General features: G+C 75.9%; 10 protein-coding genes and 1 pseudogene. 7 read left to right on the top strand and 4 right to left on the bottom strand.

The annotated features are described in order from the left end of the window. Positions 1 to 21: 21 nt before the first annotated feature. Positions 22 to 938, bottom strand: a pseudogene (locus ABEB13_RS11070) (oxygenase MpaB family protein). Between the two features lie 128 nt (positions 939 to 1,066). Between ABEB13_RS11070 and ABEB13_RS11065 the strand changes: the two are divergent. The 6 genes from ABEB13_RS11065 to ABEB13_RS11040 all read left to right on the top strand — a co-directional run bounded on the left by ABEB13_RS11065 (position 1,067) and on the right by ABEB13_RS11040 (position 8,050). Further along, the gene (locus ABEB13_RS11065) at positions 1,067 to 2,212 is read left to right on the top strand and encodes a PP2C family protein-serine/threonine phosphatase (RefSeq protein WP_345705370.1); all 1,146 of its coding nucleotides are present in this window, start codon (positions 1,067 to 1,069) and stop codon (positions 2,210 to 2,212) included. 141 nt (positions 2,213 to 2,353) lie between these two features. Next, on the top strand, positions 2,354 to 3,094 hold the full coding sequence (locus tag ABEB13_RS11060) for a hypothetical protein (RefSeq protein WP_345705369.1): 741 nt from the start codon (positions 2,354 to 2,356) through the stop codon (positions 3,092 to 3,094). A 1-nt stretch (position 3,095) separates the two neighbouring features. Continuing rightward, complete coding sequence (locus ABEB13_RS11055) at positions 3,096 to 4,580, top strand: Y-family DNA polymerase (protein WP_345705368.1); 1,485 nt, start codon at positions 3,096 to 3,098, stop codon at positions 4,578 to 4,580. After that, on the top strand, positions 4,577 to 4,762 hold the full coding sequence (locus tag ABEB13_RS11050; protein ID WP_345705367.1) for a hypothetical protein: 186 nt from the start codon (positions 4,577 to 4,579) through the stop codon (positions 4,760 to 4,762). The genes ABEB13_RS11055 and ABEB13_RS11050 overlap by 4 nt, the downstream gene beginning before the upstream one ends. A gap of 67 nt (positions 4,763 to 4,829) precedes the next feature. Then, complete coding sequence (locus tag ABEB13_RS11045; protein ID WP_345705366.1) at positions 4,830 to 7,829, top strand: error-prone DNA polymerase; 3,000 nt, start codon at positions 4,830 to 4,832, stop codon at positions 7,827 to 7,829. Beyond that, positions 7,826 to 8,050 (top strand): hypothetical protein, encoded by a 225-nt coding sequence (locus tag ABEB13_RS11040; protein ID WP_345705365.1) that lies wholly within the window; start codon positions 7,826 to 7,828, stop codon positions 8,048 to 8,050. The genes ABEB13_RS11045 and ABEB13_RS11040 overlap by 4 nt, the downstream gene beginning before the upstream one ends. A 21-nt stretch (positions 8,051 to 8,071) precedes the next feature. Here the strand turns inward: ABEB13_RS11040 and ABEB13_RS11035 are convergent, their stop codons facing one another. Continuing rightward, positions 8,072 to 10,423 (bottom strand): HelD family protein, encoded by a 2,352-nt coding sequence (locus ABEB13_RS11035; protein WP_345705364.1) that lies wholly within the window; start codon positions 10,421 to 10,423, stop codon positions 8,072 to 8,074. 253 nt (positions 10,424 to 10,676) lie between these two features. Then, positions 10,677 to 11,366 carry an aspartate/glutamate racemase family protein gene (locus tag ABEB13_RS11030; RefSeq protein ID WP_345705363.1) on the bottom strand — a complete coding sequence of 230 codons (690 nt, stop codon included), beginning with the start codon at positions 11,364 to 11,366 and terminating at the stop codon, positions 10,677 to 10,679. Between the two features lie 93 nt (positions 11,367 to 11,459). Between ABEB13_RS11030 and ABEB13_RS11025 the strand changes: the two genes are divergently transcribed. Next, entirely contained in the window at positions 11,460 to 12,056 is a 597-nt protein-coding gene (locus ABEB13_RS11025) for a GNAT family N-acetyltransferase (RefSeq protein WP_345705362.1), read from the top strand. A gap of 7 nt (positions 12,057 to 12,063) precedes the next feature. Here the strand turns inward: ABEB13_RS11025 and ABEB13_RS11020 are convergent, their stop codons facing one another. Further along, entirely contained in the window at positions 12,064 to 13,752 is a 1,689-nt protein-coding gene (locus ABEB13_RS11020) for a purine-cytosine permease family protein (RefSeq protein ID WP_345705361.1), read from the bottom strand. Positions 13,753 to 13,764 lie beyond the last annotated feature (12 nt).

Here is a 13,764-nt window from a genome sequence, read left to right as displayed (position 1 = left end):
GGGACGGGCGGCGGCCGCCGGTCAGTCCGGCCGGCCCGCCTCCGGGCCCACCCGGTCCGGTGCGAACGGGCAGCCGCCGGCGGCGGGCCCGTCCCCCGGCTCGAAGGTGCCGAGTTCGGCGATCCGGTACCCGCCCGCGTAGCCGCGGACCTGCCGCCCGTCGCGGGCCAGGTGCGGCCGGCGGCGCGGGGGAGCAGCCGGACGAAGCGCCCGCGCAGCCGCATCCCGCCGCGGACGAGGGCGGTCAGCGCCGCGGGCGGCTTCGGGTAGCCGAACGCCTCCCGCAGCGGGTCGTCCAGCAGGCAGAGCGAGGACCGCCGCATCTGGGCGCCGAGCGGGCGCGGGTACCAGCTCGCGGTGAGGTCCAGGGTGGCGTCGGAGACGTCCCGGCCGCCCTGGTCGAAGGCGAAGTGGGCCCGCTCGTAGGCGTCGAGGAGCCGCTCGAAGCCCTCGTAGGTCTCCGGGACGTCCTTCAGCCCCATGTGCCGGCCCAGCTCGCGGTAGTAGTTGACGCTCGCCCGGACCTCGTGCGCGGAGTAGGGTCGCCAGCCGTAGTCGTCGAGCCAGCGCTTGGGCACCACCACGAAGGTGGCGAGCACGTACACGAAGTCCTCGTTGGAGATCCCGTACCGCCGGTGCATCCGGTTCATCCGGCGGATCGCCTCGCGGCCCTGCTCCGAGTCGAAGCCGTGCTCGACCACCGCCTCCAGGATCAGCACGGTGTCGTCGTAGCGCTTCTGCGTCCGGGCGGTGAACTCGCCCGTCCGGGCCAGCAGCCGGCCGATGCTCGGCACCGCGTACGTGCGGTACAGCGCGAAGCCCAGCGACTGGTTGGTGTCCCACGGGAACTCGTACCAGCTGCTGATCCGGTAGATCTCCGCGAAGTCGGTCTCCGGGTCGAGCTGCCGGATCCGCTCCAGCCAGTGGTGACGCTTCATGGGTTCCTCCGGCGGGCGGGGGCGGTCGCCCCGACTGTAGGGGCTGTCCAAGATCACGGTCAACGCCGCCCGGCCGCCCCGGGGCGCGGGACGTGCAGCGCGGCGGCCGCGGGTGCAGGGTGGGGAACATGACGCGCGGGCGCCCGGCAGCACCCCGCGGGGCGTGGCGCCGCGGCCACGCCCTGGTGGCCGTGCCGCTCGCCTTCATCGCGGTCATCTCGGCGGTCGACATCGCCTCCCCGCCGACCGTCCACCTCGGCCCGCTGCTGGTGGTGGCCCCGGCGATCACCGCCTCGTTCGGCGGGCCGTGGCTGACCGGCCTGATCGGGGCCCTGGCCGTCGTCGCCCAGGTGCTGATCGGGATCTTCCACGGCGGCCTGTGGACGACCAACCACGAGACGCAGATCATCGCGCTGATCGTGGTCTCCACGCTGATTGTCCTGTACTGCCGGCTCCGTGAACGAAGACGCCGTGAGCTCACCCGGGTGCGCTCGGTCTCCGAGACCGTCCAGCGCGTCCTGCTGCGCCCGTTGCCCGACCGGCTGGGGCCGCTGCGGGTCGCCGCCTTCTACCTGGCCGCCGAGGACGAGGCCGACCTCGGCGGCGACCTGTACGCGGCGACCCGGGTGCGCGGTGCGACCCGGGTGCTGATCGGCGACGTCCGGGGCAAGGGGCTGACCGCGATCGAGGACGCCGCCGCGGTGCTCGGCGCGTTCCGCGAACTGGCCCACCACCACGGTGGGCTGCCCGGTCTGGCGGCGGCGCTGGACGCGAGCTTCACCCGGCACCTGACCGAGACCGCGGACGTCGGCGAGGCCGAGGAGCGGTTCGTCACCGTGATGCTGGTCGAGCTGCCGGACGACGGCGGACCGGTCGGCATCACCAACTGCGGCCACCCGCCCCCGCTGCTGCTGGCGTCGGGGCGGCCGGTGCGGCTGCTGGAGCCCGGCGTCGGCGCGGACGGGCACGGCACCGGGGCGCCGCCGATCGGGCTGGGCTCGCTGCCGGGCGTGCACTACGCGGTGGACGCCTTCGACGTCGGGCCCGGCGAGACCCTGCTGCTGTACACCGACGGTGTCACCGAGGCCCGGGACGACGGGCGCGCGTTCTACCCGCTCACCGACCGGGCCGCCCGCTGGGTGGCCCGCGAGCCGGCCGGTCTGGAGCCGGCCGCGCTGCTGGCCCGGCTCCGCCACGACCTGCTCGTCCACGCCGGCGGCAGGCTCAAGGACGACGCCGCCGCAGTCGCCGTCGACCGGCCGGAGCGCCGGTGACCCCGATCCGGTACGGGCGGTGCGCGGTCGGCCACGCGGCGTCGACCGGAGCCGGCCCGGAGTGGCCGGTCGGGCGTTTCCGCTGCTCGGTCAGGTGATCAGGACTTGAAGAACAGCGAACGAATGTTCGATCCTGGGGACGTGCCCGATTTCGAAAACGTGTTCGTACGGTCGGCGGCGGCCCCGCCGGCCGACGAGGACGCCCTGCTGCCGGTCCTGCCGCCGCTCGCACCCCTGCTGCCCGGCGGCGGCCTGCGCCGCGGCACCGCGGTCTCCGTCGCCGGGGACACCGCACTGCTCCTCGCCCTGGCCGCCGGCGCGGTCGCGGCCGGCGGCTGGGCCGCCGCGGTCGGCCTGCCCGACCTCGGCCTCGCCGCGGCCGCGGGCTACGGCCTCGACCTGGACCGCCTGCTGCTCGCCGACGATCCCGGCCCGCACTGGCCCGAGGTCGTCTCCGCGCTGGCCGGAGCGGTGGGGCTGATCCTGCTCCGTCCCACCGGCCCGGTCGCCCCGCAGCTCGCCGCCCGGCTCACCGCCGTGCTGCGGCGCGGCGGCTGCGCGCTGCTGGTCGCCGGCCCCTGGCCCGGCGCCGGACTGCGGCTCAGCGTGCGCTCCGGGCGCTGGTACGGCCTCGGCGACGGCTACGGGCAACTGCGCGGCCGCCAGGTCGAGATCGCCGCCGAAGGACGCGGTACGGCCGCCCGCGCCCGCACCGCCCGGCTCTGGCTGCCCGACGAGCACGGCACCGCCCGTCCGATCGGGAGCGGTGCGCAGCAGGACCCGGCCCCGGTCGTCCCGGTGCTCCCGGGCAGGCCGGCACGGCCGGCCGCGGCCGCGCTCCCGGCCCCGACGACTGCACCGGCCGCACTGGCGGTGGTCTGAGATGGCGCCCGAACCGGCCGCGGCGGCGCCCGAGGTGCCCCGGATCCTGGTGGTCTGGTGCCCGGACTGGCCGGTCGCCGCCACCGCACCCGCCGGCGGCGAGGACGGCCCGGTGGCGGTGGTCGAGGCCGGGCGGATCCTGGCCTGCTCGGACGGGGCGCGGCAGGCGGGCATCCGGCGCGGGCAGCGGCTGGGGCTCGCCCAGCGGCTCTGCCCCGATCTGCGGCTGCGCGACCGCGACCCCGAGGCGGAGACCCGGCGGTTCGAACCGGTCGTCGCCGCCGTCGAGGCCTTCACCCCGCAGGTCGAGGTGGTCCGCCCGGGCCTGTGCGCCATCCCCGTCCGCGGCCCCGGCCGCTACTTCGGCGGCGAGAAGGTGCTCGCCGGCCGCATCCACGCCGCCGTCGCCGCGGCGCTCGCCACCGGCGCCGCCCCGGCAGCGGTGGACGCCGGCCCGGACCCTGCGGCGGACGCGACACCGGGCCCGGACCCCGCGGCCGACCGGGCCGCCGGTGCCCCGGCCGGTCCGCCGGTCGGGCAGGTGGGCGCCGCCGACGGGCTGTTCGCCGCCGTGCTCGCGGCCAGGGCCGGGGTGCTGGTCCCGGCCGGGCGGACGGCCGCGTTCCTGGCCCCCTACCCGGTGGCCGTGCTCGGCGACGAGCCGCTCGCCGACCTGCTGCGGCGGCTCGGCCTGCGCACGGTGGGGGACTTCGCCGCCCTCTCCCGCGCGGCGGTCGCCGACCGGTTCGGTCCGGCCGGCACCGCCGCGCACCGGCTCGCCCGCGGCCGGGAGGCCCGCCCACTGGCCGCCCGCACCGACCTGCCCGACCTCGCGGCCGAGCAGCGCTTCGACCCGCCCGAGCGGCTCGCCGAGCCGCTGGTCTTCGTGGCCCGTTCGCTCGCCGAGCAGCTGCACGGCCGGCTCGGCGCGGCGGGCCTGGCCTGCCGGCGGGTCTCCGTCGAGGTGACCTGCGCCGACGGCCGCACGGCCGCCCGGCTCTGGCGGCACGAGGGCCGGCTCGGTTCGGCGGCGCTCGCCGAACGCGTCCGCTGGCAGCTCCAGGCCTGGCAGGGCACCGGCGCGTTCCCCGACACGGCCGGCGGCTTCACCGCGCTGCGCCTCGTCCCGGACGGCCTGCTGCCCGACCACGGGCGGCAGCTGGCGCTCTGGGGGCAGGCCGTCGTGGAGGACCGGGTGGAGCGCGCGGTGGCCCGGGTGCAGGCCCTGCTCGGCTACACCGGGCTGCGCCGGGGCGAGGCGGCGGGCGGCCGCGGCCCGGGGAGCAGGTCGCCCGCACCACCTGGACGGAGCAGCCCGGGGAGCACCGCGCCGCCGACGCCGCGGCGCCCTGGCCCGGCCGGGTCACCGACCCGGCGCCCGCCGTGGTGCCGCGCGCGCCGCTGCCCGTCCTGGTCGTCGACGCGGCGGGCGACCCGGTCACGGTCGACGGCCGCGCCGAGGTGTCGGGCAGCCCCGCCCGGGTGACGCTCAACGGCCGCGCGCTGGCGGTCACCGGCTGGACGGGCCCCTGGCCCGCCGTCGAGCAGTGGTGGGACGAGCCCCGGGCCCGCCGCCGGGCCCGCTTCCAGGTCGCCGTCGACGACGGCCGGGCCCTGCTGCTCACCGTCGAGGGCGGCCGCTGGTACCTGGAGGGCGCCTACGACTGACCGCCGCCGACACCGAAGGGCCACCCCGCACCGCACCGCCGACCAGCAACGAGGCACCACCCCCGCGATGGGATTCACCAGCCACCCCGCGCTCCCCTGGAGCGAGCTGCACCGCCGCATGGCCGGCCGGCCCGCGGCCGCCACGCCGCCGCCGACCGGCGCCACCGTGCTGCCGCTGCGCCGCCGAGCGCCGCAACAGCCGCCGGGCGGCGCGCCGGCCTGGGCGGAGCTGCACGTGCACTCCGCGTTCAGCTTCCTGGACGGCGCCAGTGATCCCGAAGTGCTGGCCGCCGAGGCCGCCCGGCTGGGTGTCGAGGCGCTCGCCCTCACCGACCACGACGGCCTGTACGGCGTGGTGAGGTTCGCCCAGGCCGCCGAGGAGGCGGGCCTGCGCACCGTCTTCGGCGCGGAGCTCTCGCTCACCCCGGACGACCACCTGCTGGTGCTGGCCCGCTCCCCGGAGGGCTACCGGCGGCTGTCGGCCGCGATCAGCGCCGCCCAGCTGCGCGGCGGCGCCAAGAACCGCCCGGCGTACGACGTCGCCGAGCTGGCCGCCGCCCACCGCGGCGAGTGGGCGGTGCTCACCGGATGCCGCAAGGGCCGCGTCCCGGCCGCCCTGGCAGCCGACGGGCCCGACGCCGCACTGCGCGAACTCCGGGAGCTGGCCGACGCCTTCGGCGACGGCAACGTGTTCGTCGAACTGATCGACCAGCGGCTGCCCGGGGACGACCTGCGCAACGACCGGCTCGCCGGGCTCGCCGCCGCGGCCGGGCTGCCGGTGGTCGCCTCCAACAACGTCCACCACGCCACCCCCGGCGAGGGCCGCCTCGCCCAGGGCCTGGCCGCCCTGCACGAGCGCCGCACCCTGCGGGACGCGGCCGGCCGCACGATGGCCGCAGGCACCGCCCACCTGCGCTCCGGGAGGGAGATGGCGGCCAGGCTGGCCCGCTTCCCCGGCGTCCGGGAGGCCACCGTCGAGCTGGCCCGCGCCTGCGCCTTCGACTTCGGCGGCCTGGCACCCCGGCTGCCCGGCTTCCCCGTCCCCGGCGGCCGCAGCGAGATCGACCACCTGCGCGCCCTGGTGGCCGCGGCCGGCCCGGAGCGCTTCGGCGCCGGCAACGGACCCGCCCTGCGGCAGCTCGCCCGCGAACTCGACGTCATCGAACAGCTCGACCTGGCCGGGTACTTCCTCATCGTCCACGACATCGTCGCGTTCTGCCGGGCCGAGGACATCTGGTGCCAGGGCCGCGGCTCGGCCGCCAACTCCGCGGTCTGCTACGCCCTCGGCATCACCGCCGTCGACCCGGTCCACTACGGGCTGCTGTTCGAGCGCTTCCTCAGCGTCGAGCGCGACGGGCCGCCCGACATCGACCTCGACATCGAGAACCGCCGCCGCGAGGAGGTCATCCAGTACGTCTACCGGCGCTACGGCCGGGAGCACGCCGCCCAGGTGGCCAACGTCATCACCTACCGGCCCCGGCTCGCGCTGCGCGACGCCGCCCGGGTGCTCGGCTACCCCGGCGGCCAGATCGACGCCTTCACCAAGCAGGTCGACTTCCGTTCCGCGCCCGCCGCCGACGCCGCCATCCCCGCCGACGTGCTCGCTCTCGGCGGCCAACTCCTCGGCCTGCCCAGGCATCTGGGCATCCACTCCGGCGGCATGGTGCTGACCCGGGAACCCGTCGGCGAGATCTGCCCCACCGAGTGGGCCCGGATGCCCGGCCGGTCCGTCCTCCAGTGGGACAAGGACTCCACCGCCGGCGCGGGCCTGGTCAAGATCGACCTGCTCGGCCTCGGCATGCTCGCGGCCCTGCACGACACCTGCGACCTGATCGCGGCTCACCACGGCGACCGCTACGACCTCGCCGCCATCCCCGACGACGACCGGGACGTCTACGAGATGCTCTGCCGGGCCGACACCGTCGGCGTCTTCCAGGTCGAGTCGCGCGCCCAGATGGCCACCCTGCCCCGGCTGCGGCCGCGCACCTTCTACGACCTGGTGGTGGAGGTCGCGCTGATCCGGCCCGGCCCGATCCAGGGCGGCTCCGTCCACCCGTACCTGCGCCGCCGGGCGGGTGAGGAACCGGCGCACTGCCCGCACCCGTTGATGGAACGCGCCCTCGGCAAGACCCTCGGGGTGCCGTTGTTCCAGGAGCAGATGATGCAACTGGCCATCGACTGCGCCGGGTTCAGCCCGACCGAGGCGGACAGACTGCGGCAGGCGATGGGTGCCAAGCGCTCCCACCAGCGGGTCGCCGAACTGCGGCAGCGGCTGCTGGACGGGATGGCGGAGCGCGGCATCCCGGCCGAGGTCGCCGAGGACGTCTACACCAAGATCGAGGCCTTCTCGAACTACGGCTTCCCGGAGAGCCACGCGATCAGCTTCGCCTACCTGGTGTACGCCAGCGCCTGGCTGAAGTACCACTACCCGGCGGCCTTCACCTGTGCCCTGCTGGCCAACCAGCCGATGGGCTTCTACGCGCCGCTCAGCCTGATCTCCGACGTGCGGCGGCACGGGGTGCGGGTCCGCGGGGTGGACGTCAACGCCTCCGCCGCCGGCCCGTCCCTGGAGCCGGAGGAGGAGCCGTCCGCGCCGCCGCCGCTCACCGCCGGCCGGCCGCAACCCGCCGTCCGGCTCGGCCTGTCGGCCGTCCGCGGGCTCGGCGAGGCGCAGGCCGCGGCGGTCGCCGCCGGCCGGCCCTACACCGACCTGGAGGACTTCGCCCGCCGCACCGCCCTGCCCGCCCCGGTCCTGGAGGCGCTCGCCACCGCCGGCGCCTTCGGCTGCTTCGGCCTGACCCGCCGCCAGGCGCTCTGGTCGGCGGGGGTGTACGCGGCGTCCACCCCCGGCACCATCCCGGGCACCGTGCCCGGCGGGTCGGCCCCCGACCTGCCGGCGATGACCCCGGTCGAGGAGACCATCGCCGACCTGTGGGCGGTCGGGGCGTCCGCCGACAGCCACCCGATGCAGCACCTGCGCCCGGCGCTGAGCCGCGGTGGTGCCCTCACCGCCGCCCAGCTGCGCACCGTCCCCCGGACACGCCGGTCGTGGTCGGCGGGCTGGTGACGCACCGTCAGCGGCCGCCGACGGCGGGCGGCGTGCTGTTCATCAGCCTGGAGGACGAGACCGGCCTGATCAACGTGATCTGCAGCCGCCCGGTCTGGGAGTCGCGCCGCCGTACCGCCCTCGACCGGGCGGGGCTGCTGATCCGCGGCCACGTCGAGCGCCGGCACGGCGCGACCAACCTGGTCGCCACCCGGCTCGACCCGCTGCGGATCGGCGTCTGACCCGGCTCCGGGGCGCCCCGCTCAGCGCGGGTCCAGCCCCGTCAGCATCTCCGGCAGCTCCCGGCTGTGGACGACCCCGAGGCGCTTCGTCGCCCGGGTGAGCGCGACGTAGAGGTCGTTCGCGCCGCGGGAGTGCGCCGCGAGGATGTCGGCGGGCTCCACGACGAGGACGGCGTCGAACTCCAGCCCCTTGGACTGGGCGGCCGTCATCAGGACGACGGGCGAGTCCAGGGCCGCCGGGCCGTCGGCGACCGCGACGCCGTCCAGCCCGGCCAGCGCGTCGACCAGTTCGGCCGGCGCCCCGGGGGCGTGGATGATCGCCATCCGTCCGTCCAGCTCCGCGATCTCCTGCGCGACGGCGGCGCGCAGCGCCGGCCCGGGGTCGTCCGCGGGGATCCGCAGGCTCCACGGACGGATCCCGCCCTCGCGCACCGCCCTCGGCGCGGCGAGTGCGGGGTCGACCGCCCGCAGCACGCCCTCGGTGACCCGCATGATCTCGGCCGGGGTCCGGTAGTTGACGGTGAGCTCCACCGTCCGCCAGCGCCCCGCCGCGTACCCGTCGAGCGCCTCGCCCCAGGAGCCCAGCCCGGCCGGCGCCCCGGTCTGCGCCAGGTCGCCGACGATCGTCATGGAACGGCCGGGGCAGCGCCGGGCCAGCAGCCGCCAGGCCATCGGGGACAGCTCCTGCGCCTCGTCGACGATCACATGGCCGAAGGCCCAGGTCCGGTCCTCGGTCGCGCGCTCGGCCAGCGGGCGCAGCGCCTCCTCGCCGCGGTACTGGCGGGCCAGCATCTCCGCGTCCATCTCGACCAGCCCCACGCCGAAGTCGTCGAGCACGAGCTTGGCGAACTCCCGTTCCCGGGCCTCGGCGGCGGCCTCCGCCCGGCGGGTCGCGGCGCTGCCGGGCAGCGGGCCGAGCAGTTCGGCGGCCTCGTCGAGCAGCGGCACGTCGGCGGTCGTCCAGGGTGCGGCCTCCTCCTCCGGGTCCGGCTGCGGGCGCAGCAGTGCGGCGCGTTCGGCCGCGGAGAAGTCCGGCATCGCCTTCGCCAGCAGCTCCGGGGAGCCGAACAGGGTGGTGAGCAGCCGCTCGGGGCTCACCGGCGGCCACAGCCGCTGGACCACGGCCTGGACGTCGGGCTCGTCGACGAGCGCGTCGGCGAGGTTCGCCACGTCGTCCAGGGCCATCTCCCCGCCCCGGTCGCGGGCGATCCGCAGGGCCAGCTCCGAGGTGAGCCGCTCCACCAGGGCGGACCGGGCCGCGTTGTGCGGCTCGCCCGTGCGGTGCGCGGCGGCGTGGGCCCGCTCGCAGAGCGCCCGGCCGATCACGAGCTCCTCCCGGTGCGCCGACCGGCGGCCCACGGTGATCGTCCAGGACTCCTCCGGCAGCTCCCGGAGGTCCGCCAGGGCGTCGGCGAGGACCCGGGCCATCCGGGCGTCGCCCTTGACGGCGGCCGCCTCGGGCGTCTCCGTGTCCGACCCCGTCACGCCCGGGTAGAGCGCGCCGATGCTGCTCAGCACGACGTCGCTCTCGCCCAGTGCGGGCAGCACCTGGTCGATGTAGCGCAGGAACATCGTGTTCGGCCCGATGACCAGCACACCGCTCCTGGCCAGCCGGTCGCGGTGGGTGTAGAGCAGGTACGCGGCACGGTGCAGCGCGACCACCGTCTTGCCCGTCCCCGGTCCGCCCTGGACGACCAGCACACCGCTCAGCCCGGAGCGGATGACCTGGTCCTGCTCGGCCTGGATGGTGGAGACGATGTCGCCCATCCGCCCCGTCCGGGCCGCCGTGAGGGAGGCGAGCAGGGCGGTCTCCCCGCTGAGCTCGGAGCTTTCCCGGCCCTCCAGCGCACCCACGCCGAAGGCGTCGTCGTCGAAGTCGACGACCGTCCGGCCCTTGCTCCGCAGGTGCCTGCGCCCGGTGACGCCGCCGGGTGCGGCGGGCGTCGCCCGGTAGAACGGCTCGGCGGCCGACGCCCGCCAGTCGGTGAGCAGGGGCTCGTGGTCGTCGTCCGCGAGGGCGATCCGGCCGATGTACTGCTGCTCGCCGTCGGCGGTCTCGATCCGGCCGAAGCAGAGGCCGTACTCGGCGGCGTACAGCTCCGCCAGCCGGCGGGTGTGGTGGATCTCCAGCGTGTCGCGCTCCATGCGGGACTGGGACGTGCCGCCCCTCTCCTGGAGATGGATCTCGCGGAGGCGGTCCGCCGCGCGTGCGCGCTGGGTCTCCAGGCGGTCGTAGAGCCCGCCGACGTAGGCGTTCTCCGTCCGCAGCTGCTCGGTGCGCCAGGCGTCGGAGGACGGCGCGCCGCCGGAGTCCGGGGTGGTGGCGTCCGGGGTGCCCGCGGCCGCGGACGGGGACGACGAAGGGGGGACCAAGACGTGCTCCAGTGACTCGGGATTCTTCAGGGGGTGGCGGGCCGTCCGCCGGTCACGGCGCGTCGGCGCGGAGGACGATTGTGCGGCACGACGGGGGTCTTGCGGCAAGGCCCCCTTGCGCTATACGTTAGATGTGGAAAGGAGTGGGTTCTCCTCCGTCCGCCCCGCCGTCCGTCGAAAACGGACCGTCCCCCGCTGCCGTCGGTGCCGTGCTGTCCCGGCCGCCGGTGTCGGCAGCCGGGACCGGGAGGCATCACCCCAGGGCGGCCGCGACCGCCGCTTCGGCGTGCAGCCGGGTGGTCGGGAACACCGGCACCGGGCTGTCCCCGGCCCCGACCAGGAGCTCGATCTCGGTGCAGCCCAGCACCACGCCCTGGGCGCCGCGGGCCACCAGGGCGGCGATGACCTCGCGGTAGGCCGCCCGGGACTCCTCCCGGACGATGCCCAGGCAGAGCTCCTCGTAGATCACCCGGTGCACCTCGGCCCGCCCGTCCGCGTCCGGGACGAGCACCTCCAGCCCGTGCCCGGCCAGCCGGCCCCGGTAGAAGTCCTGTTCCATGGTGAACGCGGTGCCCAGCAGGCCGACCTTCGCCAGTCCGGCCGCCCGCACCGCCTGCGCCGTGGTGTCCGCCAGGTGCAGCAGCGGCACGTCGACCGCGGCCGCGACCCGGTCGGCCACCTTGTGCATGGTGTTGGTGCAGATCAGCAGCAGCTCCGCGCCGGCCGCCTCCAGCGCCCGGGCGGCGTCCGCGAGCAGGTCGCCCGCCTCGGCCCAGCGGGCCGCCGACTGCAGCCGCTCGACCTCGGCGAAGTCCACCGAGTACAGCACGCACTTCGCCGAGTGCAGGCCGCCCAGCCGTTCGCGGGTGCGTTCGTTCAGCAGCCGGTAGTACTCGGCGGTGGACTCCCAGCTCATCCCGCCGATCAACCCGATGGTCCTCATCGGGCCACTCGCACACACCTTCCGCCGCTTTGGCCCGCCGCCTCCCGGGAAACCGGTGGCAGCGTGCCGCCCCGGCGGGTACGACTGGGTGCCATGAACCGCACCGCGCCAGGCTTCGCCCCCGTCCCGCTGGACCTCGGGGACGTGCAGCTCGTCCCGTGGGGCGCCGGGCTGCTGCACCTCGCGCCCGCGATGGCCGAGGTGGCGGCGGATCCCGAGGTCGCCCGCTGGAACCCGATCCGCGAACCCGACATGGCGGCCTGGATCCTGGGCCACGCCGAGGGCAGCGGCGAGCCCGGCGACCAGGCGGGCTTCGCCGTCCTGGACGCGGCCGGCGGCACTCTGCTCGGCACGGTCGGGCTGTACTGGCTGAACCGCCCGGACGGCCAGGCCGGGATCGGCTACCGGCTGCTGCCCGCCGCCCGCGGCCGGGGCGTGGCGACCCGGGCGACCGCGGCCGCCGCCCGGTGGGCGTTCGCGACCGCGGCCGTGCGCCGGATGGAGCTCGCCCACGCGGTCGGCAACGCCGCCTCCTGCGGGGTCGCCGAGCGCTGCGGCTTCCGGCTGGAGGGCACGCTGCGCGCCTCGCACCGCTACGGCGACGGCCAGCACCACGACGAGCACCTGCACGCCCGGCTGGCCGGCGACCCGGAGCCGCCGGCCGGCACGGGGGTGTCCGCCATGACATGACGGCGCGTCAGCTTGGCACGGTGGGCATCCCGAGCGCCACCGGGCCGGCCGCGGCGCCGCGGGTGCAGCTGTCGTGGCAGTCGGCGTCGAGGCTGCAGCAGAGCGAGCAGATGGTGCCCCGGTGGAACGGGCAGTGCGCGGTGTCGGGCACCTCGAAGGAGCCCTCGCAGACCGTGCACCCCCGGGTCTCGGTGACGTCGAGGACGTCCGCCTCCGGGTTGGGGCGGGCCAGGTAGTACCGGCCCTTGGTGGCCCGGGCGATCACCGGGCTGAGCACCATGGCCAGCAGCAGTGCGATGAACGGACTGAACGCCTCGGCGTAGCTGCCGAACCAGCCGAAGAAGGCGGCGATCGACGCCGCCGCCGCCACGCACATCGCCCCGAACCCGGCCGGGTTGACGGCGTGCAGGTAGGCGCGCTTGAACTCGATGTGCTTCGGGCTCAGCCCCAGCGGCTTGTTGATCACGAGGTCGGCCGTGACTGCGCCGATCCAGGCGATCGCGACATTGGAGTAGAAGCCCAGCAGGCTGCCCAGCGCGCTGAACATGTTCATCTCCATCAGCAGCAGCGCGACCCCGCAGTTGAGGAAGATGTACCAGACCCGGCCGGGATGGCGGTGCGTCAGCCGGGAGAAGAAGTTCGACCAGGACAGCGAGCCCGAGTAGGCGTTGGTCGAATTGATCTTCACCTGGGAGACCACCACGAACAGCCCGGCCACCGGCAGCGCCGCCGCCCCCAGCCAGGGCCGCAGCGACTCCACGTACGGCGCGATCGGCTCCAGCGCCCTGGCCTCGCCGACGGCGCCCAGCGCGGCGAACGCCAGCAGCGCGCCGCCGAGTTGCTTGAGTGCGCCGATCACCACCCAGCCGGGGCCGGCGGCCAGCACCGCGACGTCCCACCGGCGGGCGTTCTGCGGGGTGCGCTGCGGCATGAACCGCAGGTAGTCCGCCTGTTCGCCGATCTGCGCGATCAGCGACAGCGCAACGCCGGTGCCCAGCCCGAAGCCGAGCACGCTGAAGCCGGAGCCGGCCCCGTGCACGCCGCCGAAGTGGGCGAAGGAGCCGAACACGCCGGGGGAGTGGACGGCCAGCACGACGAACGGCAGCACCAGGCCGAGGATCCAGATCGGCTGCGTCCACGCCTGCACCCTGGCGATCCAGCTCATCCCCTTGAACACGATCGGGATGACGATCAGCGTGGTCAGCAGGTACCCCACCGGCAGCGGGATGTGCAGCACCGCGTGGAAGGCCTGCGCCATGATCGAGCCTTCGAGGGCGAAGAAGATGAACGTGAAGCTGGCGTACACCAGCGACGTCAGCGTCGACCCGAAGTACCCGAACCCGGAGCCCCGGGTCAGCAGGTCCATGTCGACGCCGTTGGCCGCGCAGGCCCGCGCGATCGGGATGCCGGTCAGGAAGATCACCACCGCCGCGGCGAGGATCGCCGCCAGCGCGTTGGTGAACCCGTACGACATCACGATGCCCGCGCCGATCGCGTAGTCCGCGAGGTAGGCGATGCCGCCGAGGGCCGTGGACGCCACGGCCAGTGGCGACCAGCGGCGGAAGGAGTGCGGGGCGTAGCGGAGCGAGTAGTCCTCCAGGCTCTCGTCGGCGGCGGACCTGGCGTACGAGCGGCGTGGGCCCCGCCCCGCGCGGCGGCGGCGGGGGCGGACGCGTCGGCGATCTCGGTCATGCACCACTCCTGACGG

The organism is Kitasatospora paranensis (assembly GCF_039544005.1).
GTDB lineage: Bacteria > Actinomycetota > Actinomycetes > Streptomycetales > Streptomycetaceae > Kitasatospora > Kitasatospora paranensis.
This window is presented reverse-complemented; position numbering and strand designations above follow the sequence as displayed.